Source organism: Rhizobium sp. ARZ01, from assembly GCF_014851675.1.
Classification (GTDB): domain Bacteria; phylum Pseudomonadota; class Alphaproteobacteria; order Rhizobiales; family Rhizobiaceae; genus Mycoplana.
In genome coordinates this window covers 1,582,593-1,608,537 of record NZ_JACVAE010000001.1, presented here as the reverse complement: position 1 = coordinate 1,608,537, position 25,945 = coordinate 1,582,593, and the positions used below count along the sequence as shown (strand labels likewise).

Sequence of the window (25,945 nt, the reverse complement as noted above, 5' to 3'; positions counted from 1 at the left end):
TTTTGCGCTCCCTCTGGTCCGGTGCTCAGGCGCAGCCGGTCGAAGTTGGCCGCACCATATCGATATGGGGAATGCCGTCCTCCAGATATTCCTCCGATACCGGGGAAAAGCCAAAGGATTCATAAAAGCGCTTCAGGTGGCTTTGGGCGGAGAGAGCGATCGGCGATTGGGGGAACAGGCGTTCGCAAGCGGCGATCGCTTCCTGCATTACGGCTTCGCCCAGCCGTTTGCCGCGATGCGCGGGAGCAACCACGACCCTTCCGATCCGGGCAGGAGCATTGGACTCGGCCGGCGGTAGAATGCGTGCGGCAGCGAGAAGGTCGTCGCCGGCAAGCAGCCGCAGATGCAAGACGTCCGTATCCCTGCCGTCCAGCTCTGGGTAGGGACACTTCTGCTCGACAACGAAGACGTCGACGCGCAATCGCATCAGCGCATAGAGTTCGACGGCGGAGAATTCGTCCATTCTCCGCACGTCGGCCGTGTAGGCGCCAGTGGCCATCAATAGACCACGACGCCGCGGATGCTCTCCCCCGAATGCATCAGCTCGAAGCCCTTGTTGATGTCCTCGAGCGGCATGGTGTGGGTGATCATCGGGTCGATCTGGATCTTGCCCTCCATGTACCAGTCGACGATCTTCGGCACGTCAGTGCGGCCGCGGGCGCCGCCGAAGGCCGTGCCCATCCACTGCCGGCCGGTGACCAGCTGGAACGGACGGGTCGAGATCTCCTGGCCTGCACCGGCGACGCCGATGATCACCGACTTGCCCCAGCCGCGATGGGCGCTCTCGAGCGCCTGGCGCATCACCTTGGTATTGCCGGTGCAGTCGAAGGTGTAGTCGGCGCCGCCGATCAGGTCGCCATTGCGCTTGGTCATGTTGGCGAGATGGGGGACGATGTCGTCGCCCACATCCTTCGGGTTGACGAAGTGGGTCATGCCGAATTTCTCGCCCCAGGCCTTGCGGTCCGGATTGATGTCGACGCCGATGATCATGTCAGCGCCGGCGAGCCGGAGGCCCTGCAGCACGTTGAGGCCAATGCCGCCGAGGCCGAAGACGATCGCGGTCGAACCCATCTCGACCTTTGCCGTGTTGATCACCGCGCCGATGCCGGTGGTGACGCCGCAGCCGATGTAGCAGATCTTGTCGAAGGGAGCGTCCGGGTTGACCTTGGCGACGGCGATTTCCGGCAGCACCGTGTAGTTGGCGAAGGTCGAGCAGCCCATATAGTGGTGGATCTTGTCCTTGCCGATCGAGAAGCGTGAGGTGCCATCAGGCATCAGGCCCTGGCCCTGTGTAGAGCGGATCGCCGTGCAGAGGTTGGTCTTGCGGCTGAGGCAGGAATAGCACTCGCGGCATTCCGGGGTGTAGAGCGGGATGACGTGGTCGCCCTTCTTCACCGAGGTGACGCCGGGGCCGACGTCGACGACGATGCCGGCGCCCTCATGGCCGAGGATCGCCGGGAACAGGCCTTCCGGGTCGGCGCCCGACAGGGTGAAGTCGTCGGTGTGGCAGATGCCGGTGGCCTTGACTTCGATGAGAACCTCACCGGCCCTCGGCCCTTCGAGCTGTACGGTCATGACTTCCAGCGGCTTTCCGGCCTGAACGGCGACGGCTGCGCGTACGTCCATGATTTTTCTCCTCAACTTCAATGGATTCTGTCTGGCGCGGACCATTGCAGAGCAGCCACTGCCACTCAAGCCCGGATTGCCTCATTCGTCTTTTCCGCGATCGCGGGCGGCGAGCCGGCCGATCTCCGCTTCCAGGGCGGCAATCGCAAGCCCGGTCTGCTCATGCAGTTGGCGAAGCTGGCGCAACTGCTCCATCAATGGATTTGTGGGGGGCTCTAAATCGCCGTCCGGCGGAGCCTCACCGACACCGGCGATCAGCCAGGATGGCGAAACGCCAAGAACGCCAGCGAGCGTGAACAGCGCCTGCGTCCGGGGTTCCGTATGGTCGCGCTCCCAGTCGGCGACCGTTTCCTCCGGCAGCCCCATCCGGGTGGCGATCTCTCCAAGCGACATGTCCATCGCATCACGCGCGCGCCAGATGCGACCACCGAGCGTATCCCCGTCTGCGCGGCTGGAGCGAAAGGGGATGGTGTTGTTCTCACCGGAATCTGCCATCGTCATCTCCGTTGTCGTGCATTCTAGCTTAAGGAGCTGCCTACGACATGGCTGCTCCAGTTGCGCCGCGCACAGACGCATGCCCGGAGGGGCGGCAAGTGCAGGGGAACAGAGGACCTAGTATACCGGGTTGACCTTGCAGCCTGAAATACTGTTGAAGCGCATTCGATCCTCCGCACATTTTCGATTCATCGCGGTGCCGGCCTAGTAGGTGTCTGCCCGCGATCAAGGTACCCCCAATGCAGTCATCGGCGACAGAACACTTCAGGCAGCACACGATGCAGGGCATGGCGCTCATGGCGTTCGCCATGACGATTCTGCCTGGAATGGACGCGATCGCGAAGTACATGGCGACCTACGAAGGCATGTCGCCGGGGCAGGTGACGTTCTATCGCTTTTTCTTCCAGCTCGTCTGCACGCTGCCGTTGCTTTTGACCGTTGGCGGCAAGGATGCGTTTCGCGCCAAGCGACCGTGGATGAATCTGTTGCGAGGGATTTTGCACGGGGCCGCGAGCCTGCTCTTCTTCGTCGCGGTCAAATACATGCCGCTTGCTGACGTCTTTGCGATCTATTTCGTCGAGCCCTTCATGCTGACGGCGATGTCGGCGGTGTTCCTTGGTGAGCGTGTCGGCTGGCGGCGCTGGATGGCGATCGCAGTGGGTTTCGGTGGCGCGCTGATCGTGATCCAGCCGAGCTTTGCCATTTTCGGATGGACGGCTCTTCTACCTGTCGGCTGCGCCTTCCTTTACACGCTCTATCTCTTTCTCAACCGGGCGGTTGGGGAGGGCGATTCGCCGCTCACGATGCAGACGCTCTCGGGATTCGGCGGCATGCTGTTCATGGGAGCCGCGCTGATGGCCGGCAACGCTGCGGGCGCAGAGAATTTCGAACTGTCGCTGCCACAATCGACGCTCGCCTTGTGTCTGCTTCTGATTCTCGGTTCGCTGTCCGGCTACGCCCATCTGCTGGTGGTGCGCGCCTTCCGGATGGCGCCGCTGTCGCTGTTGGCGCCGTTCCAGTATTTCGAGATCATCTCCGCCACGATTTTGGGCTACGCTGTCTTCGGCGATTTTCCCAATGCCTGGAAATGGGTGGGGATTGGCATCATCGTCGGCTCTGGCCTGTTCATCCTGTGGCGGGAACGGGTGAACGCCACCAAGCGAGCCGAATCTTCTGCCACGTGATTCGTGGGCGGCGTCCGAAGGGACGCAGCCTGTTCTCGATTAGGCGAAGTGGCCCTCTATCGATCGTTCGATACGGGGCCGAAGACCTTTTCGAACGCTTCCTTCAGGCGCACGTCGACATCGCTCATCATCACCGGCAGTCCGAGATCAACGAGGCTGGTAACACCGTAGCTGCGGATCCCGCACGGGACGATGCCGTTGAAATGGTCGAGATCAGGGTCGACGTTCAGAGACAAGCCGTGAAAGCTGACCCAGCGCCGAAGGCGGATGCCGATCGCGGCTACCTTGTCCTCAGCGGGTGAGCCGTCGGGGAGCGGCGGCCGTTCCGGCCGCTGGACCCAGACGCCGACGCGATCCTCACGGCGCTCGCCCCTGACGTTCATCTGTGCAAGCGTATCGATGATCACGTCTTCGAGGGCCCCCACGAAGGCACGCACGTCCTGGCGGCGGCGCTTCAGATCCAGCATGACGTAGACCACGCGCTGACCGGGCCCATGATAGGTGTATTCGCCGCCGCGCCCAGTCTGGAAAACGGGAAACCGGCCCGGGTCTACGAGATCGGCGCTGTCGGCGCTTGTCCCGGCAGTATAGAGCGGGGGGTGCTCGACCAGCCAGACGAGTTCGTCGGCCTCGCCCGCAGCGATCGCTGCGGCTTCGCGTTCCATCGTTTCGATCGCGAGGTCGTAGGGCGTCAGGCCCGATTCTATCCGCCAGCGCGCCGGCGGCGAGCCGGGAGCGGCGAACATCGACTTGTCTAGTTCAGCGCGTTGCATGATGCGTCCCTTTTGGCACTTCTCTGCCAATATAGGCCGGCCGGTGCAAGGATTTGAGGGCGGAAAACGGCTGTTCACAGGGCCTGTTGAAATTGTTGTTTTTCTCGTCAGATTTCTGTCTCAATGGCCTTGTGCACGCAAAATGCTTTTGCTACATGCACCCCCGTCGGCGCAAGTCGGCACCTACCACGATGCGGTCGTGGCGGAATTGGTAGACGCGCAGCGTTGAGGTCGCTGTGGGGCAACCCGTGGAAGTTCGAGTCTTCTCGACCGCACCAAAAGAACCCGGCTTCGGCCGGGTTTTTTGTTGCCTTCTCAACAGTTTGAGCGTTGGGCTCTCCCACATCCGCACCGTGCGCACGGGTACTCCAAGTCGAAAGCGAGCTTCTCCGTAATCCGTGTAGTGGGTGGGGCAGGGGCCACGCGTGAACGGGCTCACCCGAATAGCGGAATATCGAGAGGCGGTGCGCGGCTGGGTGATGGCAGCTTTTGCTATCTAGACGGCAGTGCGAAGGCGAGAGTTCAGCCTCGTTCCATCTGGAGTTTTCGGAACTTCTTTACGATCCGTTCGCGCTTCAGCCGCGAGAGCCGGTCGATCCAGAAGATTCCGCCGAGCTGGTCAATCTCGTGTTGAAGGCATACGGCGAGCAGCCCGTCCGCCTCAACTATCTGCGCCGTGCCCGCGAGGTCGAAGTAGCTCACCCGTACGCGTGAAGGGCGCGTGACCTCCTCGGTTACCCCGGGCATCGAGACACTGCCCTCCATATGCATCCCAGTTTCATCCGAAGACCACTCGATTGCAGGATTCACATAGATTTGCGTCGATGCCCGTCCGTCGAGTTCGATCACGACGAGGCGAAGCAATTGGCCGATATGGGCAGCGGTGATGCCGATGCCGGGGGCGGCCCGCATCGTTTCGGCAAGATCGCCGGCGAGCGCCGCAAGGGTGTCGTCGAATTGAGTCACCGACTGGCATGGCGTCCGCAGGCGCTCATCGGGAAAGCGCACTATGGGGCGTACTGTCATCTGCTGGTTCCTCGTAAATGAGAGCGTCATTGAGGTACAGGCTTGCCTGTCGATTGAAAAGGTTCATCGGTCCTGGTGTCGCGAATTGGAGCCCCGACGCTCCCGTCGCGGCCACTTGTTGCGACGATCGAAGCGCTCCGAAATCCGCAACAGTGTGAAGAATTTGCAGTGTCGGGGCTTGGTTTTACCGCGCTAGGCTGTGGACCAGAGCGATGCTTTGAGCTAGCACGGGTCCGGGCAGTCAAGTGGAGAATCTGCGGCTGGCCAGAAGCGGCATTGCAATCCCAATCTATCGCCCTCGCTGGCGCATCACGTGGATGCGGCGCCGAGGAGTGCTTTTCGAGGAGCGGCTCGGATGACGGACAGCGGCGAAGACAATCGCGAGCATGCTCCGCCCGTCGAGGCGACTGCGTTCGAAGGCGGCGACATCTATGCCCCGGATGGCTCGGTTCGCTCCGACTTCCTCATGCATGTCGGTGCGGCGATCGCCGATCGCGACCTCCTGTTCCTTCGCCGCCACGTTGCGAATCTGCACGAATCAGAAATGGGCGATCTGCTCGAGGCGATCCAGCCAGAGCAGCGGCGTGCGCTCGTTTCACTTTTGGGCACCGAGTTTGACCTGGCCGCGCTCACCGAAGTGGACGAGGCGATCCGCCTCGACATTGTCGAACACCTGCCGAACGAGCAGATCGCTGCGGCGATCGGCGAGATGGATTCGGACGATGCCGTCTACATTCTTGAGGACCTCGACCAGGAAGACCAGGACGAGATTCTCTCCAAGTTGCCGTTCACTGAGCGGATCCGGCTTCGTCGGTCGCTCGATTATCCGGAAAGCACCGCCGGACGCCGTATGCGCTCCGAATTCGTTGCGGTGCCGCCGTTCTGGACGATCGGCCAGACGATCGACTACATGCGCGAGGACGAAGACCTTCCGGACAGCTTTACCGAGATTTTCGTCATCGACCCGACTTTCCGGCTGCTGGGCGTTGTCGATCTCGACCGGGTCCTGAGGTCGAAGCGCGACATCAAGGTCGAGGCTGTGATGCGCCAGACCAGTCATCCGATACCGGCGCTGATGGACCAGGAAGAGGCGGCGCAGCTCTTCGAGCAGTACGACTTGCTTTCTGCCGCTGTCGTCGATGAAAACGGTCGACTGGTCGGCGTGCTGACGATCGACGACGTGGTCGACGTCATCCAGGAAGAGGCCGAGGAAGACTTGATGCGCCTCGGCGGCGTCGGCGATGAAGAGCTTTCCGATACGGTGCTCGAGACATCCCGTTCGCGCGTGCCTTGGCTTCTCGTGAACCTGTTCACGGCCTCGATCGCGGCATCGGTCATCTCGATCTTCGAGGCGACGATCGAGCAGATCGTGGCGCTTGCCATCCTGATGCCGATCGTGGCGGGTATGGGCGGCAATGCCGGCTCACAGACGATGACGGTGACCGTGCGCGCATTGGCCACGCGCAACCTCGATATCCACAATGCCTGGCGCGTCGTGCGCCGCGAGGCCGGAGTCGGCCTGCTCAACGGAATGCTGATCGGCACGCTGATCGGCTGCGTCGCCGGACTGTGGTTCCACGATGCCAACATCGGCGGAATCATCGCTACGGCGATGCTGATCAACATGATGGCGGCGGCGCTCGCCGGGTTCATGATACCCATGGTGCTGGACAGGATGGGCGCGGACCCGGCCGTGTCGTCGGCCGTCTTTGTCACCGCGATCACCGATACGACGGGATTCTTCTCGTTTCTCGGACTCGCGACCTGGTGGTTTTCGATCCACTGACTGGCGAAAATTGACTTTCACGTAAATGTCAATAAAATCGCGCCATCCTCAAATGTTCGGAGCCGGCGTGAATAAGTACTATACCATAACGGAACTGACGCGCGAATTCGGCGTTTCCACGCGCACTTTGCGGTTCTATGAGGACGAGGGGCTCATCCATCCGGAGCGGCGCGGCCGCACGCGTCTGTTCCGCCCGGCAGATCGGCACCTCATCAAGGAAATCCTGCGCGGCCGCCGGATCGGTTTCACGATCTCCGAAATTCGGGAAATCATTCAGGTCTACAAGGACCCGCCGGGCGAGATGGGCCAGTTGCAGATGCTGATGCAAAAGGTGGTCGAGAAGCGTGAGGAGTTGCGGCAAAAGCGACGCGACATCGACGAAACGCTTTCTGAACTCGACAACGTCGAGGAAGCCTGCCTGACGCGCCTTGCGGAGATTGGTGTCGGCACCTGACGGCCGCAGTCACTCAACCCTATTCATTCTCGATGTGACTGCCGTCGCTCAGATCCAGCGCGCGGTCGAGCGGCAGTAGCGCTCAAAATCGAAGCCGAAGCGCGAAAGCAGGTGCAACTCCTCCCGGCGCACCGCGACGAGCGTCGTCATGATGACGGCTGCTATTGCCGCCGCCAGGAACCACGGATTCTGGAGCAGAATACCGATGCCGGCCATCGCCAGCGTGTGAGCAAGGTAGATCGGATTGCGGGTGTACCGATAGGGACCATTGGTCACCAGATGGCTCGCGCAACGGTGTGGCAGCGCGGTCGTCTGCCCGTCCTTCAAGGTGCGCAGCGCCCAGACGCCGAGGACGGCGGCGAGCAGGAAAAGAAGCGCGCCGATGACATTCGACAGCCAAGCGTTGGGCGTCGGAAATTCTGACGGATATCGCAGTTGAAGGGCGAGTGCGATGATTGCGGCAAACACATAGATGATCGGAGGCCAGGGGAAGGTGAATGGCTTGCTCCGATAGGCATTCATGCGGCTATTCCTTCAACTCGATACCTGAATAGGCGTCTGCGGTGCACTGCTGCGAGATGTCGGCGATCCGCGCATCAGTCCTAGCATTGATCGTGCCGTCGTTGAGGCCGTTGAACAATTCACCCTGCAGTAGCCGATCGAGCGTGCAGTCGCAAAACGTACGGCAGAAGGTGGCGTCCCTATCGACGCCACAGGCCGCCACACAACTCTGCTTGTAGCTCTCCACCGGATCCGGCTTTGCGGGCGGCATGACAAAGGTGAAGAGATAGACCAGCGCGATCAGCGCCGGCTGGTGGAGAAGATAGATGGCGAGACTGTGGCGTCCTGCGGTGGCGAGGAGGGATATCCACCGGCCGTCCACAGCCTGGCGGGGACCGGTAGAAACAGGCGACCTTCGCGTCAGGAAAATTCTGCTTGCTGCCATCCCAAGCAGGAAGGCGCCGAACCACGGCAGCAAGGGTACGTAGTCGTTGGATCGGGGCGCTGTCTGCGATAGCCCGACCCACCACAGGGCCGGTTGGTCGAAGAAAGCAGAGCGTAGAAAATGCGGCGCTGCGAACGCAGCGGCCGAGCACACGAGCATCACCAAAACCGGCAAACGCAGGAAGAGGAGGCCGAGCAGGCTGGCAGCGGCGATCGAATGCAGGATGCCGAAGAAGATGAAACTGCCCGGGAAAATGAAGTAGGTGGCAATCGTGATCAGCAGGGCTGCAGCAACTATCCGGCTGAAGCGGATCCAGAAGGATCGCCAGCGGATTTCGGTGCGGTGGCCGAGGACAAGGCTGAAACCCGCCAGGAATATGAAGCTGCCGGCGATGAGGCGCGCGAAGACCTTCCACCCGCCCGTGGCTGCGGTTCCCGGCGCAATGTAGCCGAAATAATCGAGGTCCCAGGTGAAGTGGTAGATGGCCATGGCAACGAGCGCCATGCCCCGGGCCGCATCCAGCCACGTGAGGCGTTTCGTCGGGATCGTTGCGCCGCCTTGGAGGCCGGCCGAATCTATCGTCTCTGTTGTCATGGTGCGGTCTATCGCGATTCGCCGTGGCTATGCTCGAGCGCGGACCTTGTGCCGGGCAGATGGCGGAAAGGTGGCGGGCCGTGTCCCCTAGTCGTTCGTTTCCAGCACCGTCCGGCGCGCCTCCGAGTAGAACTGGCGGCGGATCAGCACGAAGATGATGAAGGCCGTCGATACCATGAACAGATAGGGACTGACGAACCAGCCGAGATAACCGATCGAGAGGAAGATCGCGCGCAGGCCCGCATTGAAATGGCTGGCTGCCAGGATGTTCATCTGGATGACCTTGTCGGCCGCGAGGTCCGCAGCTGCCGGGTCCTTGTGAATATCGCCCGCCATCGGCACCGCACCCAGCAGGATGGTGCAGTAATTGAACAGTCGATAGGACCAGCCGAATTTGAAGAACGCATAGCCAAAGATGCAAGCGAGGCCGCCGACCTTCAATTCGAAGCCGGCGCGACCGGCCTGGAAGACGAGTGGCAGGTCTCCGAGCACCATGAAAACCTTCTCCGTGGCTCCGAGCAGGGCGAAACAGCCGCCAAGCGCGAGGATCGAGGTCGAGGCGAAGAACGCCGTGCCATTCTGCAGGCCGGACATGATCTGCGTGTCGATCATGCGAAGATCGCGGTGCATGGCGTTGCGGATCCAGGCGGCGCGTTGAGCGTTCATTGCGCGTGTCAGGCTTACACGGTTGCGAAAGCGCCTGTTGTCGGTGGTCCAGGCATAACCAAGCCACAGGATAATGAAGACGGCAAAAGCAATGGGATCGGCGACTGACATGGATCGAGGTTTGCCACGGTTTTGACCATTTTGAAACGGGCCCCGTTGGGCCGACCACCAAAAGGGCGAGATCGGTGTTGATAGCTTTGGCCAAAGCATGGCGTGGCCATCGGCGATGGCCTCTCTTCAACGATCTGATTTTCCAGCATTTCTACCATTTCTGCTTTGGAGTGTGGCAGCTTCTGCCTCTTTTTTGCCATTTTTCGAGATTGCGCTTTCATAAACTATTCACTAATAGGGACCACGGCTGGCCGCTCGATCGGACAGCGCAGGTGTTCTTCATTTGGGGAAATCATGGAAAGTACCGCTCAGAAGTCCTGCTGGGGCCTCACCCTTCGGATGGTTATCGCTTTTGCGGGTTTTCTTGCACTCGTCTATCTCTTCGGGGGCAATTGAAACAATCCGTAGCAATTGAAAACAGCGCGCCGCTCCCAGGCGCGCTGTTTTCGTTTTGAAGACCTTTCTGAGCGAATGTCGCGCGCACAAAACCTTATGTCGGGCCGTCGCCTGATGCGGCTTGCGCGATGACGTAGCTTTGATCACATATTGCTGTGTCCGCTTCTCATGGTCAAATAAGAAGCGGTGCCGCGAAACAGGCTCCGGCCAGGCGCGGCCGAACGATTGGCAGGTTCACAGAATGTTTCTCTCGGTATTCGACGTCTTCAAGATTGGTATCGGCCCATCCAGCTCCCACACAATGGGGCCGATGTCGGCGGCAAACCGCTTCCTTGAGCTGATCCTTTCGGACGACTGGCCGCGCCCGGTCGGCGCCACGGTTGCAGCGATCAGGATGAGCCTGCACGGCTCGCTGGCCTACACCGGCGTCGGTCACGGCTCGGATCGCGCCGTGATCCTCGGGCTGATGGGGGAGCGCCCCGACCTCGTCGATCCGGACCGGATGGACGAGATTGTTGCCGAGGTGGAGCGGACAGGCCGCATTACGCCGCCGGGTCATCCGCCTTATACATTTCAGCCCAAGCACGACTTGGTCTTCGACAAGAAGACACCATTGCCGGGCCACGCGAACGGCATGACTTTCTCCGCCTATGATCGTGATGGGCGCCAATTGCTCAAACGCATCTATTATTCAGTCGGCGGTGGGTTCGTGGTGACCGATACCGAGCTGGAAGCGATGCGGGCGACGAAAGCGCGAGCCAGCGAGCGCAAGATTCCGTTTCCCTTCGCCACGGCCAAGGAGATGCTCGAAATGGCTGCCCGCTCCGGGCTGACGATCGCCCAGATGAAACGGGCGAACGAAGAAACCGCCATGTCGAGGGAAGAGCTCGACGCTGGCCTCGACCGGATCTGGGGCGCGATGAAGAGCTGCATCGATCGCGGCCTCCAGGGCGAAGGCATCATGCCGGGCGGACTGAAGGTGAAGCGGCGCGCCCGCATGATCCATGACAAGCTGCAGGACGAGTGGCGCTCGAACAAAGCCAACCCACTTCTGGCGAATGATTGGCTGAGCGTCTATGCCATGGCGGTGAACGAGGAGAATGCGGCCGGCGGCCGGGTTGTGACTTCGCCGACCAACGGCGCGGCGGGCGTCGTCCCCGCGACGATCCGTTATTATCTGCACTTCCATGAGGACGCCGATGCCGATGGCATTCGTGATTACCTGCTGACGGCCGCAGCCATCGGCGGCATCATCAAGCACAATGCCTCCATTTCCGGCGCCGAAGTCGGCTGTCAGGGGGAGGTGGGATCCGCCTCGGCCATGGCGGCGGCCGGTCTTGCCGCCGTGATGGGGGGAACGCCGGAGCAGATCGAGAACGCTGCCGAAATCGCGCTCGAACACCACCTGGGCATGACCTGTGACCCTGTCGCCGGGCTGGTGCAGGTCCCCTGCATCGAGCGCAACGCCCTGGGCGCCGTAAAGGCGGTGACAGCGGCATCGCTGGCGATCAAGGGGGATGGCACGCATTTCGTCCCGCTCGATGCCTGTATTGAGACGATGCGCCAGACTGGCGTCGACATGAACGAGAAGTACAAGGAGACTTCGACGGGCGGACTGGCGGTGAACGTCGTCGAGTGTTGACGTCGTGGCCGGCAGACAATTGACGGCGGGTGTGGCTTTATGGACCTTCCGCGCCCATCTTGACTGCTTAATGAGAAAGGCGTTGAAGGGGCCATGGCCCTGCATCTCATCAAACTTTGCGTCGGTGCGGAATCGATCGAGGACCTGCGCGAGTGGGTGTCCAAGCGCGCGCTGCTCGCGATTGCAGCCGGCATTGAACCTTGTTCGACGCACACGACCCGGATGATTCCCAAGCGGGTCGAGGACTTGCTCGACGGCGGCTCTCTCTATTGGGTCATCAAGGGGCAGGTCCAGGCCCGCCAGCGCCTGCTCGACCTTCGCACATTCAAGGATGCAGACGGAATCACGCGCTGCGACCTGGTTCTGGGGCCGGAGGTGATCGAGACCGAATTCCAGCCTAAACGTGCATTCCAGGGGTGGCGCTACCTAAAGGGCGAGGACGCCCCGCGCGATCTGAAGAGCCTGGACGCTGGTAATGCAGAAATGCCGCTTGAGTTGCGGCGTGAACTGGCGGAACTCGGGCTTCTCTGAGGGACATTGCGAGCGGGCAGCGTCTTGCGAAAATGTGTCAGTAAAACAATGGTTAGGTCGATTTTGCGGGGCTGTGACGCGATCTAGTGCGCGCTATAAGCGCCGTCGACCAGATGATAGCTGCCCGTGATGAAGCTCGCCTCGTCCGACAGCAGGAAGCAGACAAGTGCCGCAACCTCCTCCGGACGTCCCCGCCGGCCCATCGGCTGCAGGGACTCCATGCGCCGGCTGCTTGCCAGTTGCGGATGCTCCGTCAGGAGCGGGGTCTCGATCCAGCCGGGGCCAACGGAATTGATGCGGATACCGAATCTCGCGTACTCGATCGCCGCGACCTTGGTCAGTCCAATGACACCGTGTTTCGCGGCAGTATAGGCCGCGGTAAACGGCAGCCCTACCGAACCGAGCACGGAAGATACATTGACGATCGCGCCGCCGCCTGAGGCCGTCATGGCGGAAATCTCATACTTCATACCGTAGAAAACGCCGTTCAGATTGACGTTCATGAGCTGGTGCCAATTTTCGAGTGGGTAGTCGGCACTCGGCAATCGTGGCCCGTGTGCGCCGGCGTTGTTGACCGCCAGATGCAGGCCCCCACACCTTGCGACCGTCGATTCCACGAGCTTTCTGACGGCTTCTGCGTCTGTGACGTCGACCACGCACTCATGGGCTTTGCCTCCGTCCGCACGAATCTCAGTGGCCACACCAAGGGCTGCGTCATGGTCGATGTCGGCAATCACGACTTCGGCACCCTCGGCCGCCAGGCGCCTTGAGATCGCGGCGCCGATACCGGAGCCGCCGCCCGTGACGATCGCAACTTTCCCCCCGAAATCAAACGTCATCGCGTCCATCCCTGCTGATTGTCGCGTTCAGTCCAACAGAGGCGGCTGGCATACGCAAGAGGTTTATTGGAGCGTCCAACCTTCATTAGCTCAATCAAAAGGGGAGACTTGGCCAGACGCCGGAGCGATGGTATGCCTAAGAGTCGAGGGGTTCGTCTGATCGCTAGCAGGTGCAAATGGACAGGAACTTCATGACCCGCCGGGGGTTTGCTTTGCTCGGTTTGAGCTTGCTGACAACCGGATGCAGTACGAGTTGGTCGGCAGGATATCCGTCCATGTCGAGTTACCGCGTGGCCTCACAGTACCGCCGGCGCCAGGTTGCCTACGATGGAAACGAGGCGCCCGGAACAATCATCGTCAATACGTCCGAACGTTATCTCTATCTCGTTGAGGGGCCCGGCCAGGCAATGCGCTATGGCGTCGCCGTCGGCGAGGAGGGGCTGACGTTCAAGGGCGAGGCGACGGTTGGTCGCAAGGCCGAATGGCCTTCCTGGACGCCGACGGCCGATATGATTCGGCGTAAGCCGCGGCTTGCGCAATATGCCGGCGGCGTCGAAGGCGGACCGCACAACCCGCTCGGAGCTGCAGCGCTCTATCTCTATCGCGGCAATCAGGACACCATGTACCGGCTCCATGGGACAAATGAGCCGTGGTCGATCGGGCGTGCCGTCTCGAACGGTTGCGTGCGTTTGACGAACGAAGATATCGTCGACCTCTACAGCCGAGCGCCTGTGGGGACGAGAGTTAAGGTTATCTGACAATAGTTCCTGGCGATTTTCCTGGCCTGAGCCAAAAGACGGAGCTTTTCGCACAGTTCTGTCGGAGGGTTATCCCATTGGACGCGTCAAGAAGGTTGCTTTCAGAGCCCGTTTGATTGACGATGAAATCGGTACAATGCTCGCTGGACATCCAGAAGCGACGACACCTCGCCAAGAGTCGCCGCCAAAAGTGGTATCGTACCCTACAAGACGGTGCAGACGAATCGCTGATCACGAGTTGAAACATTTGGTCAATAAATCTGATCTTTTCTGGTCTTTGTAGTCATTAACTTTGTGTCGTTTACGCACTATGCCTTTGTAGCGTTTGCGGTTATTAGTAATAGCGTTGCCTTCGAAAACCTATTCCGTTCCAAGGAAAGGACATGTTGATGAGCAGACTTCTAATCGTAGCAGTAGCAGTACTTGCCGCCGTCAGCCTAAGTGCCTGCGGCACAGTCGGCAAAGGCAAGGGTAAGGCCCCGCCGCCAGTCGAGCAGCCGGCGCCAGTCTATAAGTAGCGACTGACTTTGGTTCGGGGAGGCGCCTGACGGCGCTTCCCCCTACCAGCCTCCTCTCATCTACGGCGATGCTGTTTTTCATGGTGAGAGTGCTTTCCAGATAAATTTGGGTTACCCTGACCGTGGCACCGGTAATGGAGCGCGTTCATGACGCTGGGAAAAGGCCGTGTATCGCTAGTAGTCTCTCTCGCGCTTGTTCTTGCGTCGTGCCAATCGGAAGACAAGCCGCCACAACCGCGCTTCGTGTCCGATTATCGCGGCTATCCCGAATCCGGGCCAACGCAACGCGCCGAAAAGCGCTACTTCATCGAATTCCGCTCCCGCTATGCCCTGAGCTACGGGCACACCTATGTGATCTTCGGGCGCACGGACAAATCCGGCAGGATGATCAACCCCGAGGTCGCGGGCTTAGCGCCGGCATCGACCGACGCGGCGCCGTATGTTCTCGGCCATTTCGTGCCTGTTCCGGCCGAAACCGGAGCAAGCGACGGCGATCTCGAGGAGGAATACCGGTCTGCAAGTTGGCGCGTGATGTTGACTGAGGCCGAATACCAGAAAACTGTTGCCTTCATTCGCCAATTGAAGGCCAAGTCCAAGTACTGGCAAGCGACGGTCAACAACTGCAATGCCTGGACCGGGGAGATTGCAAAGTCCATGGGCTACAAGACCCCCCCAATCTGGCTCAGGCCGCAACAGTTCATCACGCAACTTCGAGAGATGAACGGGGGATAAATATCGCGCTTGACTGTGGAAATTCGTTCTCAGCTGCCTTCAGGAGCGCCGGTGTTTTGGGAGGGTCGACACATTCCTTCTTGTCAGAAACAACACGTGCTGCGCAGTATATGCGCAAATCAACAGATTCTGAGCCTCAATGAACATGTCCCTTGCCGCTATCGGCGAAACCATATGGGTGCTGGGCGTCGTCGCCTGGTACGTCGTCCGCTATCCGTTCGAGCGCCGCGCGAAGCGGGTACGTGTCGTTACGAATCGTCGTTCGTTTCTTGACATGTTCGGCCTGGTCGCGGCTTCACTGGGCATGGCTGTCGTGCCGGGCTTCTACGTCGCCACCGGGATTCCACAGGCTGCGGACTATGCCGCCCGCGCTTGGGCCATTGCGATTGGGGCGATCCTGTTTTTCACGGCCGTATGGCTCTTCCGCCGAACCCACAAGGAACTCGGCAAGAACTGGTCGATCACCCTGGAAATTCGCGACAAGCACCACCTGGTCAGCGGTGGCCCCTACGCGCTTGTCCGCCACCCCATGTACACCTCGTTCCTGCTCATGGCGCTCGGCCAGGCGCTGCTACTGTCGAATTGGGTCGTCGCACTGGCCGGCCTTATCGGATTCGCGCTGCTCTTTTTCCTCAGGGTCGACAAGGAGGAGCGGATGATGCTGGATACCTTCGGCACCAGTTACCGCGAGTACATGGACAGAACCAAGAGACTCATCCCCTACATCTACTAGAGGTGACATGATGCGCGGCCGCGCTTTGAAGATATCGGCACCGCGACGACTTGTCGGAGACCTCATGCGGTTCTCGATTGGAATTCCGCGTGTCACGGTGCAACGGCAAATGAACCTCGGCTCCCTTCTAAGGGCGAGGGCTGCACAACCGGAGCGGCCGTCCTGGACAGTGCTGTTTCTGAAGGGATACGGGCTGCTTTCGCAGGAAACGCCCGAACTGCGCCGCGCCTACGTCAAATTCCCCCGTCCGCATTTCTACGAGTATCCGCTGAGCGTTGCTTCAGTTGCCCATGAGCGCGAACATGAAGGGGAGCGAGTCGTCCTCCTGGGGACCATCAAAGGGCCCGAGCGCCGTTCCATACCCGACCTTCAGGCCATGATCGGTGCGGCACGCTCGCGTCCGGTTCTCGAGATAAAGGAGTTCAGGCGCGCTCTGAAGTTCGCGCGTCTTCCGGGTCCGGTGCGGTGGCTGCTGATGTGGTTGGGGCTCAATATCGCCCGGCAGCGGGGCCGCCACTTCGGCACGTTCCAGTTCTCCGTCTATTCGGGTCTCGGAGCCGAATCCTTCAATCCGCTGACACCTCTGACGACCCTGCTCAACTACGGACCGATCGACGATGATGGCAAGGTCGACGTTCGCATCATTTACGACCACAGGGTCATGGATGGGGCGAATGTTGCGCGGGCATTGGTTCGATTCGAAGAGATAATGAACGGTGAGATCGCGATGGAAGTTAATGGCCTTGGGCTCGCCGGAGCCGTCCCTGAGGCTGTGAGGACGGCCGGATGAGCGTGAGTTTTGAAGCCAGGCCGGCCGTCGTCGTCGTCGGTGCATCGCGCGGCATCGGAAGGGCGATCGCCATTGTCGCTGCGCGTCAGGGTGGTCCCGTCGTGCTCGTTGCGCGCGATCGTGACACTCTTACGGCGGCGGCAACCGAAGTGCAGGAAGCTGGCGGCGAGGCGTTTACGCTAGCACTCGATCTGGTCTCGCCCGATGCATCGTTGCGCCTGCAAGAATTTCTCGAAGAGAGCGGATTGGTGTGCGACGTCCTCGTCAATAGTGCGGGCTATGGCTTGCGCGGCGCGGCGACGACCCTTCCGATGGACGAGCAACTTGGCATCATCGATCTCAACATACGTGTTCTGAGCGACCTGACGCTTCGCTTCCTGCCGGGCATGGTCGCGCGCAGGCGCGGCGGGGTCCTCAACCTCGGCTCCATTGCCGGATTTACCCCCGGCCCGAATATGGCGCTGTACTACGCCAGCAAGAGCTTCGTACGTTCATTTTCCGCTGCGTTGCATGAGGAGTTGCGTCATACGGGCGTAACCGTAACCTGCGTGGCGCCAGGGCCGGTGGAAACAGAGTTTCTCGACCGGTCCGGGGCAGGGCGCGCAATGCTGTTCAAGGTCCTGCCGAGGGCCAATGCACTCGATGTGGCGGAACGTGCATGGCAGGGGTTTAGGGCTGGCCGACGACTGGTCGTGCCGGGTGTCTCCGCGAAGTTGACGGCGCTCGTAACAACGCTTCTTCCGACAGCCGTTTTGCTGCCGCTGATTGGCAGATTGCAGCGTCGGAGCAATGACCCGTGCCCATGTGGTTCGGGCCAAAAATACAACAAGTGCTGTGGCCGAAGCTGGTTCTGGCAGCGCCGCCGGCCTGCGTAGGGTGTTATCGGCCGTAGACTAGGTCCTGCCCTAGCGCAAGCGCATCCGGACCGGCTGGCAACCACCCGTGCGACCCACATGGAGGTGGATTCCGGCTTGCGGCTGCCCCGTGCGCCAGGCACGCGCGCCATGCGCCAGAAGCATGCCGACGAGATCCTTGGTCTTGTTGCGGGAACGCGCAAGGCCGAGATCGGCGATCCGAAGCGCTGCCTCGTGCAGGGGGTGAAGACCATTCCTCACACTGCGTTTTCCGCCAGATCTGGGCGGGGCGCCGATTACATTCTCGTTCATCGCCATAACGTGCCTCGTACGCAATACTCTATCGAGGACGGCGGACACCGAACTTCGGCGTCCCCGGCCTTGCCGTCGTCACCGGAAAAACAATACCGGTAGCTACTACGGCCAGGCTAATTTCGTCGCTGCGCTGGTGCATATCTGATCATCCCGCGTAGCAAATGATTGTCACTGCTGGCTCGCCCAGCAGGCGATACCTTTCTTCTTGAGTGCCTTGCAGGCGTTCACCGCGTTGTCCTGGCCGGAGAAACCGCCGAACCGGGCGCGATAGAGCTGCTCGCTGCCATTGCCGACGGCGACGGTGAAGGGCTGGGCTCCGCGCAGTGCTTTGCCACCACGATCCTGGGCCCGATCCAGAAGCGCCAGTGCCTGAACGCGATCCGGCGTCGCGCCGATCTGGATGACCCAACCCGAAGGAGCAGAAGCTGCCGTCGAGGAGGTCGTCAAGGCGTCAACGGCCGGTTCGGCGTCATCCTGTTCTACAGCAATTTCGGGAGCCGCAGCAGGAACGGCGACATTGCGCTGGATCCTCAAGGTGGCCGCAAGCGCATCCTTGCCGACAACGCGCGTCGAGCTTTCGCTTGTGGTGGCGGCATAGGCTGTTTCGATACGGGATTCCTCGTAGCGATAGGTCGGAATGGGACCGTTCTCCGGCAAGTCGAGGCTGCGAGCTGTCTCGACGCTAGCAACGTTTGCGGAAACGGTGTTTGCCGCCGCACTTGCAGTCAGGGTCGGTGCATCTGCGGTTTCAGCAATCAGGTTTCCGCCCCCGCGGCGGGAGGCAGCCGGCATATAGCGGGCAATAAGTTGCTTCATCTGTTGGTCGCGGGCGCCGCCGCTGCGGCCGCCGAGCACGACGCCGACGACGCTGCGACCATCGGCCTGCGCCGAAGTGACAAGGTTGAAGCCGGACGCACGGGTGTAACCGGTCTTGATGCCGTCGACGCCGCGAACGACCCCGAGCAGCCTGTTGTGGTTCCCAATCGTCTGCTTGCCATAACGGAAGCTGCGCGTATTGAAGTACGCATAGTACTGCGGAAAGTGCTGGCGCAGCGCCAGGCCGAGACGGGCCTGATCACGGGCCGTCGTCACCTGCGCCGTATTCGGAAGGCCGTGGGCGTTGCGATAGACAGTACGCGTCATGCCGAGCGCCCGGGCCTTCTGCGTCATCATGCGGGCGAATCTGTCCTCGGAACCGCCGAGAAATTCGCCGAGCGCAGTTGCTACGTCGTTGGCCGAACGTGTGACCAGAGCCTGAATTGCCTGCTCGACCGTGAGCTTGCTGCCGGGACGCACCCCGAGCTTGGAGGGAGGTTCCGCTGCGGCGTTCTTCGAGACGGGAACGAGCGTATCCTTGCGGATCTTGCCCGCCTCCAGTGCTTCGAAGGTCAGGTAGACGGTCATCATCTTGGTAAGCGAAGCGGGATAACGCAGGTCGTCCGGCGCCTCGCTGTAGAGCACCTTGCCAGTTTTCGCGTCGATCACGATTCCGGCATATTTCGGATTGGCGTGCGCAGCGCCCGCCGAAACCGCGAGAGCAAGTCCGCCGGCGACGAACAGGCTCCTTGATGTTGCTGCTGCGAACCCGGCCGCGCGCGAAAAAATGACGGAGAAAAGGGAACGGAACACGCTGTTACTCTTCAAGTCTCGGATTGCTGTGTCGGCCGGACGCGAGTCCCGGGCGATGATTGGAGTGAGACTATCGGGGCAGGGTTACCAATCGGTTTATGATGAATCATTGGTTGCGGAGATCTGGAGTTTTTTATCGTCTGCTTTTGCCGGATAGGTGGTCCCTGTTTTCCGCGACTGCGGTTTGCGCAAAGTCCCAGATTGCCTCCTCGATCGCCTGCCACTGCGGCAGAAGTCTGTTGGAAAACCGATAGAGCAGCGACAGGTCGTCGCCGATGTGGATATCCCGCTGACAATCGGCGCTGGTCGACATTTGTCCGGGTGCGGGAAGGATGCAGCGCACGGCGTACGCCCTGCCGTCCGGCATGGTGCCCAGCAGGAGGGCTTCGTTTTCGTAGCCGGCACTTTGCCTTAAGCGGCGCAGGGAAAGTCCGGCGGGGCCTGCTTCCAGCTCTCCCTCGAACAGATGTGAAAAGATCGGCTCTATCCGGCCCGACATGTCGCGGGACATGGTGCTCTGTGACAACTGAAGGAATAGGAGGCTCTCCGGTCGTTCGACATCGTTGAACCGTAGTCGGGTGGCATTCGAGTAGCCCTCCATCTCCGGCCAGGTCAGGTAGACGTCGACTCGATCGGCTGGCCCGCTGCGGCGTTGTTCCTCGAAGCGGATGGCATTGGCGGGCAAGCGCACATGATCCTGGCCGATCAGGATTTCGTACCTCTCGCGGCTCTCGGTGTGGCCGGCCAGGGCGATGTATTCCCCGAGTGTCCGACCGCCAAGGCTGATGGTGATGACCAGGCTGGCGAGCGCCGCGATGACGATCGTCAGGCGCCTGAGGAAGCGGGCGGAAAAGAGTGCGCTGTCGTCGATCTGCTGGGTGTGAGGCTTGGCGTGCATGGCTATCCCGTTTCGGCCCGGAAAGGAAACCGGCGTCACGCTACGCAATGGATCCGGCGCGGAGCTTGCTCGCGCCTGGGAGCTTGCTCGATCGTGGTTAACAATCGGTAAACTGGGCTGGGTTGGCTTGTAGCAAATGAAAGGCGGCCGGCTCTGGGACATGCGAGCCGGCCGCAAGGGCCTTGGTCGGGACGGGGATTGGGGACTGACCGGGCCCTAAACTTCGGAGTTGGTCCGTTTGAGGGCGCGCCGACAGCGGCGCGCCGATGACTACTGGCGCACGCTGCCCACGGCAGTCTCGCGCCCGTCCTGCAGCTTGACCCACTTGCCGGCATTGCGCTCCGACTGGCGCTTGAGGAAGCGATATTCGGTGGCGGACCAGAGCAGAACTTTGTCGCGCATGTTGTCGAGTACGAAGTCGCCGCGATCGGTGCGGACGGTAAGGATGGCGTGGCCTTCGCCGTTCGGCTGAAGGACGACAGTGATGAGCAGGTCGGATGGAGAGATGCCGGCCTCGATCAGCATCTTGCGCTTCAAGAGAACGTAGTCTTCACAGTCGCCGGCAGTGCCCGGGTAGGACCAGCGCTCTTCGACACCATAGATCTCGTTGTCGGTGAGGGGCTCGACCGAGCTGTTGACCGTATAGTTGATCTCGATGATCTGCTTCCAATTCGTTTCATTGAGCGCCAGTGGTTCGCCCGCATCGTTAGTGCTGCACTCGTCGGCATTCTGCTTGCAGAATTCATAGTGGCCGATCGGCTGGTTGGTCGGGCCGGCTATGGTCATGCTCGCTGGAAGCGCTTGGGCTGCCGAGCCGAATGCGAGCGAAGCGAGAAGTGCAAATGTCCCTGTCCAGATTGATTTTCTTGTCATTGTCCTGTCCCCGTGATGATTGGACAATGACAGGTATTTTTTTATCCCACGCGAAGCTACGCAGTATAATTAAGTGCAAAGTTTCGTCGTTTGAGAATAAAACAAGAATAAAATTTGATGTGCTTTTAGTTCTTACTTGATGGAAATTTGAATAAAATTGTCGCGATCGTGCATCCTGCTTTCTGTAGAAGGTGCTTCGTTGCAATTCGCTATGTTATTGAATATATTGCATCTTATGTTAGAGGCCTTGCCTGTGAAGCAGGCTGTAGGTTCCGCGGCCAGTCGTCGGGCGAGCCTGAGCGGACTGTGCGTTTTCCGTGGAAATTTTCTCTAGCGGTGAGGCGACCTGCTAGTTCGTCGGCAGTCGGTGTTTTCTGTCGCAAAAATATATTTTTGAGTTGTCGCGAGGGACAGCGAAAAAAGAGGGTTGAGGCTTACGGTCGCCGGCGCTTGTGCGCCTATAGGAATTCGGTGAGGGCCTCTTTCGGCTGCACGCTCGAGAACTCGATCGCGACGCCTTCCTGAAAATGGCGGACGACGCGGCCACGCATGTTGCCAAGTTGTACGGGTGTTCCGACGGCCGGTCGAACCTCGATGTCGATGGCAGCCCCGGAAAGCGACAAGTCGATGATGCGGCACGGGTAGTGGCGGCCGTCATCGAGGGCCAGTTCAGTTCGCGTGTTGCGCGGTGTCAGCCGATCATGCTGCCGGTCCTCGGGCAGGCCAAGTTCGTGCTTGTTGGCGATCCAGGTCAGTTGTGCCGCGAGTTTTTCGCGTTTGCGTTCCGTTGCGTTGACGAGGATGACAAAGCCATCATCGGTATTCTTGCTGACGGATCCCTCGATACGCCCCAGATGATCTACGTATGCAATAATCCGCTCGCCTGCCCGGGGGCGGGCGTGGCAGGCAAAAAAAACCTCGCCGGGCGACATGTGCAGCACGGTGCAGTCGTATTCGTCATGATTGGGCAGCATGAGGCGGCCGGGCAGGTTAACCGACACACCCTGAAAACCTCGCTGTTCAGAGTGGGGACTGCGGGCTGTCGGCGACGTTTGCTGAAACGAATACATGGACAGACTTGGGCTGATGGAAATCTCTTTCCAACTTCTAACCTTTCGAGGTTAATACTTCGTTCCGTTCCACCTAGCAGTTTATTCGGCGCGCTATGCGCCGGCTGGGCTATCTTCCGCCGTCGAATACCCGCAGGTGCAGGACGCGTCGCACCACCTGGCCGAAGTCGTGCCTTCTGACGGCCATGACCGATGTGGGTAGGGAGACGGGCGGGCGGGCCTGCAGGAAGGCGTTTTCCTGTGCGTGATCGATGTTGCTAACAGTATCCACCGTCATGTAACGGAATGGCATTTCGAGTGGCTGGACGGGGTTAACCGGACATAGGGCGCCGAAGATACGATCCGCATGTGGCGAATGCGAGGTCATCGGCAACAGCAGGATTTCGATCGCGGTGGGTTGAGCCGTGCGGCCATAGGCACTCACCTGCAACGCCGCCGGTGTGCGCTGGGCCATGATGTTGGTGCAGATGCGCGAAATTCTCGCGCGAACGTCCGGTGCAAACAGCCTCTGAAGGCCCGCAGCGCGAAGTTCTCGCCCGAACAGAGTGCACAAGCGGGTTCCCGCGAGCCGGAAAGTCGTACCGGAATCGGGCGTCTGTTCGAGGATAAAAAGATCCGGCAGAAATTGCCTCAGGTCGGCCGGCTCGATGTCGCGCCGGTTCGGGACGTCCCGGCCCCCACGAACCCGCGACCAATAGGCATAGACCGCCTTAGCTGTTGTGGTCTGCATGGCATTCCATTCATTGGTGTATCGAATCGACACGTCATGTGTCGCCGACCATCTTGTCTCAGGACGCGATGCGAAATGCGTGCCAGTCGCACCATTAAGGTTAACCATTGGTTGCGATTGCGTGCGGCGCGCCGTCATGGCACACCGTCACCATCACTTCACGAAGGGAAACCTTCAGCACACTTTTATGGGCCGGGGTTTGGGGGCTCGGGGCCGTATGGCGAAAGCTGTACGGCCCATCTTTTATCTGTATAAGCGCTGCGATGCTCACATTCCGGGAAGCGGCGGATTTCGATGGATCATTCTGACAGCAAAGATGCCGGTGATATTACGTTGCCGGGCGGGGCACGAGGGCGGGAGCCTGCGTTCAATCTGCCCAGCAGTCTCGTCGCAGCCCTGGCGCTCCTCACGCTTGTCCATGTTGTGCGTATCTATCTGCTGTCGGCCGAGGCGGATGAGTGGGTTCTTCTGAAGTTCGCTTTCATCTCCGCCCGCTACGAGCCGCAGTTTCTGGCTGCGGATTGGGCGTGGACATGGACGCCGGTGACCTATTCGTTCCTTCATGGCAGTTGGGAGCATCTTCTGTTCAACGGGTTCTGGATGGTGGCATTCGGCGCACCCGTTGTTCGCCGCATCGGGACGCCGCGCTTCCTTTTCTTCTGGTGCCTCTCCGCGGCCGCCTCCGTTGCGCTCCACTGCGCCTTGAACTGGGGCGAGTTAGTGGTCGTGATCGGCGCTTCAGGTGTCGTCTCCGGGCTGATGGGTGCTGCCGCACGTTTCGTCTTCTCGCGCAGTGGCCGTATCAGCCGTCAATTCGCCCACCTGAACCGCCTGCTCACGGTGCGCGAAGCCTTGTCGAATCGCTCGGTTCTGGTTTTTTCGGCCATCTGGTTCCTGACAAACTTCGCGATCGGCTTCGGACAACTCTTCGGCGGAACGGATGGTGCATCCATAGCCTGGGAGGCGCATATCGGTGGGTTCCTGTTCGGTTTCTTCTGCTTTCCGATGTTCGACAACCTTCGGAGCGGAGGAGAGGCGGAGCCGCGGCCGAGCTAACGCCGTCTATTGGGCGGACTTGCATTCGTCGGTTTCGTAGCGCAGCATGGAAAAGTTCCGGTTCGCACATGCACGCCGGGACTGAAGGAGCGGCCGTCCAGCCTCTCCTGCTGGCAGGGTGCTCCTGTCGGGACCCTGCCTTCTGCGTCATGTTGCACACAGGAGGAATGCATGTATGTAAAGTCGATTCTTGACGAAAAAGGCCGCAACGTCATAACCGCCGGTCCGCAACTCACCGTTCGTCAAGCCGCGGTTTATCTGCGTGACAATCACATCGGAGCCATTGTCATCGTTGATCGGAATGACCGGATCTCGGGGATACTGGCGGAGCGTGACATCGTCGCGGCCATCGCCAAGACCGGGGCGGATTGTCTGGATAGGCCGATTTCCTCCATAATGTGGGGCAACGTTCACAAATGCAGCGAAAACGCGACTGTGGAAGAGATCATGGAGATGATGAGCACGCTGCGCGCCCGGCATCTTCCGGTCGAGAAGGACGGCCGGCTCGTGGGCATCATCTCGATTGGTGATATCGTGAAGGCGCACATACGCTCGATCGAACGCGAGGCCGCCGACATAAAAGCGTACATTACCAGCTAATGCACTGCCCCAACATTAGCGCGAGATCGTCCACGGCTGTCGATTGGCGTGGGGCGCCAGGGTAGCGTAGCACTCCCCCCAGTCAGATAAGCTGAAGTGTTCGGGGAATGCTGCGTGCGGCGCTACCGCACCAGGACTTCCTGCATGCGCTTGATCTCGGCGATTTTCGCTTTGGTCTCGACATAGCCTCTGTCGATCGCTTCGCCGGCACGGTGGAACTCGGACAGTCCGATGTCGCTAAGGCGTGGATGCAGGGCGAGATCCGGCGGATCGCCGGCAAGACGTGCGCGTGCAATGCGGTCCTGGATTATGTTGAACGACTGCACCATCACACTGGTCAACCCCAGTCGCGCTTCGCCATTTTCCTGGCGCGAAGCATTGTCGATCGGCTGGACGCTTGCGGTATGCTTGATGACGGCCGAGCGGCCGTAGAGGTCGTAGTTCAGGTTGATCGCAACGACGAGCGGTTCCTCGTAGGCGCGGCAGACGGAGACGGGAACCGGGTTGACAAGCGCACCATCAACGAGAGTGCGGCCATTGCACTTGATCGGCTCGAAAATGCCGGGCAGGGCGTAGGATGCGCGAATTGCTGTGATGAGCGAGCCGCCGCCGATCCAGACCTCATGTCCGCTGTTGATCTCCGTTGCCACCGCCACGAATGGGCGGCCCAGGGCTTCGATCGAGAGGTTTTCCAAGTGCTCCTGCATGCGGCGCGTCAGACGCATGCCACCGAATAGGCCGCTGCCACGGATCGTAAAGTCGAGCAAGCTGGCCAGCCGGCGCATGGTGAGCGACCGCGCGAAGGTCTCGAGCTCATCGAGCTTGCCGGCGAGGTAGCATCCCCCGACCAGCGCTCCGATCGAGGTTCCGGCGATCATGCTGACTTCGATGTTTTCTTCATCGAGTGCGCGCAGGACACCGATGTGAGCCCAGCCGCGCGCCGCGCCGCCGCCGAGTGCCAGGGCGATCCGTGCGCGGGTGTCTATGGCGGGTGCAGGGGGAGGCGGCAGGTTATTCACGGAGGGATCACCCGGATCAGACGCATCCGCCGTGCTTCGGCTGAAACTCCAGTTCAACATGACGGGCCTCCGATGGGGAGATAACTGGGCACTCGCGCCTTCAGTTCCGCAGCCGTATCACCTCTTCCCGAACAATAAAGCAAAGAAGACGTTGTGACACTGGCCTCGGGATGAACGCAATCTGCACTGTTGAGCCAATACGTTTTGCTTTGGCTCATCAATAAGGAGTAGTGAGGGCAATCAGGCTGCGATGCGCGGGCAAATGCCGAAAACAAGTCCGGAAATGTCCCTGTGGCATGAT

Annotated in this window: 29 protein-coding genes and 1 tRNA gene; 14 read left to right on the top strand and 16 right to left on the bottom strand. The window is 60.4% G+C overall.

Annotation, left to right across the window (positions count from 1 at the left end):
• Positions 1-25: 25 nt before the first annotated feature.
• The 3 genes from IB238_RS07700 to IB238_RS07690 all read right to left on the bottom strand — a co-directional run bounded on the left by IB238_RS07700 (position 26) and on the right by IB238_RS07690 (position 2,121).
• Complete coding sequence (locus IB238_RS07700; RefSeq protein WP_192244997.1) at positions 26-499, bottom strand: GNAT family N-acetyltransferase; 474 nt, start codon at positions 497-499, stop codon at positions 26-28.
• Positions 499-1,626 (bottom strand): S-(hydroxymethyl)glutathione dehydrogenase/class III alcohol dehydrogenase, encoded by a 1,128-nt coding sequence (locus IB238_RS07695; protein WP_192244995.1) that lies wholly within the window; start codon positions 1,624-1,626, stop codon positions 499-501. The genes IB238_RS07700 and IB238_RS07695 overlap by 1 nt, the downstream gene beginning before the upstream one ends.
• Positions 1,627-1,707: 81 nt before the next feature.
• Positions 1,708-2,121, bottom strand: a complete 414-nt coding sequence (locus IB238_RS07690) for a helix-turn-helix domain-containing protein (RefSeq protein WP_192244993.1) — start codon at positions 2,119-2,121, stop codon at positions 1,708-1,710.
• Between the two features lie 239 nt (positions 2,122-2,360).
• Between IB238_RS07690 and IB238_RS07685 the strand changes: the two genes are divergently transcribed.
• Positions 2,361-3,305 (top strand): DMT family transporter, encoded by a 945-nt coding sequence (locus IB238_RS07685; protein ID WP_281414435.1) that lies wholly within the window; start codon positions 2,361-2,363, stop codon positions 3,303-3,305.
• A gap of 56 nt (positions 3,306-3,361) precedes the next feature.
• On the opposite strand, the gene lipB is transcribed toward IB238_RS07685, so the two are convergent.
• Positions 3,362-4,078 (bottom strand): lipoyl(octanoyl) transferase LipB, encoded by a 717-nt coding sequence (lipB, locus tag IB238_RS07680; protein WP_192244991.1) that lies wholly within the window; start codon positions 4,076-4,078, stop codon positions 3,362-3,364.
• 193 nt (positions 4,079-4,271) lie between these two features.
• Here lipB and IB238_RS07675 point away from each other — a divergent pair.
• Positions 4,272-4,356 (top strand) — tRNA-Leu (locus IB238_RS07675).
• Positions 4,357-4,600: 244 nt separating this feature from the next.
• On the opposite strand, the gene IB238_RS07670 is transcribed toward IB238_RS07675, so the two are convergent.
• Positions 4,601-5,104 (bottom strand): peptide deformylase, encoded by a 504-nt coding sequence (locus IB238_RS07670; protein WP_192244990.1) that lies wholly within the window; start codon positions 5,102-5,104, stop codon positions 4,601-4,603.
• Between the two features lie 355 nt (positions 5,105-5,459).
• Between IB238_RS07670 and mgtE the strand changes: the two genes are divergently transcribed.
• Together mgtE and IB238_RS07660 are read left to right on the top strand one after the other, a co-directional pair.
• A complete protein-coding gene (gene mgtE, locus IB238_RS07665; RefSeq protein ID WP_192244988.1) occupies positions 5,460-6,890 on the top strand; it encodes a magnesium transporter in 1,431 nt (476 codons plus the stop codon).
• Positions 6,891-6,957: 67 nt separating this feature from the next.
• The gene (locus IB238_RS07660) at positions 6,958-7,344 is read left to right on the top strand and encodes a MerR family DNA-binding transcriptional regulator (protein WP_192244986.1); all 387 of its coding nucleotides are present in this window, start codon (positions 6,958-6,960) and stop codon (positions 7,342-7,344) included.
• Between the two features lie 48 nt (positions 7,345-7,392).
• Here IB238_RS07660 and IB238_RS07655 read toward each other — a convergent pair whose 3' ends face one another.
• From IB238_RS07655 to IB238_RS07645, 3 genes are all read right to left on the bottom strand, one after another.
• Complete coding sequence (locus IB238_RS07655) at positions 7,393-7,866, bottom strand: isoprenylcysteine carboxylmethyltransferase family protein (protein WP_192244984.1); 474 nt, start codon at positions 7,864-7,866, stop codon at positions 7,393-7,395.
• A 4-nt stretch (positions 7,867-7,870) separates the two neighbouring features.
• Positions 7,871-8,794, bottom strand: coding sequence for a DUF1624 domain-containing protein (locus IB238_RS07650; RefSeq protein WP_246723612.1), 924 nt, complete (start codon positions 8,792-8,794; stop codon positions 7,871-7,873).
• Between the two features lie 177 nt (positions 8,795-8,971).
• A complete protein-coding gene (locus IB238_RS07645; protein WP_192244980.1) occupies positions 8,972-9,661 on the bottom strand; it encodes a DUF599 family protein in 690 nt (229 codons plus the stop codon).
• A 637-nt stretch (positions 9,662-10,298) separates the two neighbouring features.
• Here IB238_RS07645 and IB238_RS07640 point away from each other — a divergent pair.
• Complete coding sequence (locus tag IB238_RS07640) at positions 10,299-11,699, top strand: L-serine ammonia-lyase (protein WP_192244978.1); 1,401 nt, start codon at positions 10,299-10,301, stop codon at positions 11,697-11,699.
• Between the two features lie 93 nt (positions 11,700-11,792).
• Entirely contained in the window at positions 11,793-12,230 is a 438-nt protein-coding gene (locus tag IB238_RS07635) for a DUF1489 family protein (RefSeq protein ID WP_192244976.1), read from the top strand.
• 83 nt (positions 12,231-12,313) lie between these two features.
• On the opposite strand, the gene IB238_RS07630 is transcribed toward IB238_RS07635, so the two are convergent.
• A complete protein-coding gene (locus IB238_RS07630; protein ID WP_192244974.1) occupies positions 12,314-13,069 on the bottom strand; it encodes an SDR family NAD(P)-dependent oxidoreductase in 756 nt (251 codons plus the stop codon).
• 176 nt (positions 13,070-13,245) lie between these two features.
• On the opposite strand from IB238_RS07630, the gene IB238_RS07625 reads away from it, so the two are divergent.
• The 6 genes from IB238_RS07625 (at position 13,246) to IB238_RS07600 (ending at position 17,475) form a co-directional block, all read left to right on the top strand.
• Entirely contained in the window at positions 13,246-13,827 is a 582-nt protein-coding gene (locus tag IB238_RS07625; protein WP_192244972.1) for a L,D-transpeptidase, read from the top strand.
• Between the two features lie 389 nt (positions 13,828-14,216).
• A complete protein-coding gene (locus tag IB238_RS07620) occupies positions 14,217-14,345 on the top strand; it encodes an ABC transporter (RefSeq protein ID WP_192244971.1) in 129 nt (42 codons plus the stop codon).
• 147 nt (positions 14,346-14,492) lie between these two features.
• The gene (locus IB238_RS07615; protein ID WP_192244969.1) at positions 14,493-15,077 is read left to right on the top strand and encodes a hypothetical protein; all 585 of its coding nucleotides are present in this window, start codon (positions 14,493-14,495) and stop codon (positions 15,075-15,077) included.
• Between the two features lie 139 nt (positions 15,078-15,216).
• The gene (locus IB238_RS07610) at positions 15,217-15,810 is read left to right on the top strand and encodes a protein-S-isoprenylcysteine O-methyltransferase (RefSeq protein ID WP_192244967.1); all 594 of its coding nucleotides are present in this window, start codon (positions 15,217-15,219) and stop codon (positions 15,808-15,810) included.
• Between the two features lie 10 nt (positions 15,811-15,820).
• The gene (locus IB238_RS07605) at positions 15,821-16,600 is read left to right on the top strand and encodes a hypothetical protein (RefSeq protein WP_192244965.1); all 780 of its coding nucleotides are present in this window, start codon (positions 15,821-15,823) and stop codon (positions 16,598-16,600) included.
• A complete protein-coding gene (locus tag IB238_RS07600) occupies positions 16,597-17,475 on the top strand; it encodes an SDR family oxidoreductase (protein ID WP_192244963.1) in 879 nt (292 codons plus the stop codon). The genes IB238_RS07605 and IB238_RS07600 overlap by 4 nt, the downstream gene beginning before the upstream one ends.
• 30 nt (positions 17,476-17,505) lie before the next feature.
• Here the strand turns inward: IB238_RS07600 and IB238_RS07595 are convergent, their stop codons facing one another.
• The 6 genes from IB238_RS07595 to IB238_RS07570 all read right to left on the bottom strand — a co-directional run bounded on the left by IB238_RS07595 (position 17,506) and on the right by IB238_RS07570 (position 22,969).
• Positions 17,506-17,772 (bottom strand): hypothetical protein, encoded by a 267-nt coding sequence (locus tag IB238_RS07595; RefSeq protein ID WP_192244960.1) that lies wholly within the window; start codon positions 17,770-17,772, stop codon positions 17,506-17,508.
• Positions 17,773-17,937: 165 nt separating this feature from the next.
• Positions 17,938-19,374 (bottom strand): serine hydrolase, encoded by a 1,437-nt coding sequence (locus tag IB238_RS07590; protein WP_348648248.1) that lies wholly within the window; start codon positions 19,372-19,374, stop codon positions 17,938-17,940.
• A 157-nt stretch (positions 19,375-19,531) separates the two neighbouring features.
• Positions 19,532-20,296, bottom strand: a complete 765-nt coding sequence (locus IB238_RS07585; RefSeq protein ID WP_192244957.1) for a hypothetical protein — start codon at positions 20,294-20,296, stop codon at positions 19,532-19,534.
• A gap of 270 nt (positions 20,297-20,566) precedes the next feature.
• On the bottom strand, positions 20,567-21,169 hold the full coding sequence (locus IB238_RS07580) for a transglutaminase-like cysteine peptidase (protein WP_192244955.1): 603 nt from the start codon (positions 21,167-21,169) through the stop codon (positions 20,567-20,569).
• Between the two features lie 458 nt (positions 21,170-21,627).
• Positions 21,628-22,239, bottom strand: a complete 612-nt coding sequence (locus tag IB238_RS07575) for a PilZ domain-containing protein (protein WP_192244953.1) — start codon at positions 22,237-22,239, stop codon at positions 21,628-21,630.
• A gap of 109 nt (positions 22,240-22,348) precedes the next feature.
• On the bottom strand, positions 22,349-22,969 hold the full coding sequence (locus tag IB238_RS07570) for a PAS domain-containing protein (protein WP_192244951.1): 621 nt from the start codon (positions 22,967-22,969) through the stop codon (positions 22,349-22,351).
• A gap of 294 nt (positions 22,970-23,263) precedes the next feature.
• Between IB238_RS07570 and IB238_RS07565 the strand changes: the two genes are divergently transcribed.
• A complete protein-coding gene (locus IB238_RS07565) occupies positions 23,264-24,025 on the top strand; it encodes a rhomboid family intramembrane serine protease (protein WP_192244949.1) in 762 nt (253 codons plus the stop codon).
• 171 nt (positions 24,026-24,196) lie between these two features.
• Positions 24,197-24,625 (top strand): CBS domain-containing protein, encoded by a 429-nt coding sequence (locus IB238_RS07560; protein ID WP_192244947.1) that lies wholly within the window; start codon positions 24,197-24,199, stop codon positions 24,623-24,625.
• Between the two features lie 122 nt (positions 24,626-24,747).
• Here IB238_RS07560 and IB238_RS07555 read toward each other — a convergent pair whose 3' ends face one another.
• Complete coding sequence (locus IB238_RS07555) at positions 24,748-25,704, bottom strand: patatin-like phospholipase family protein (protein WP_192244945.1); 957 nt, start codon at positions 25,702-25,704, stop codon at positions 24,748-24,750.
• Positions 25,705-25,945 lie beyond the last annotated feature (241 nt).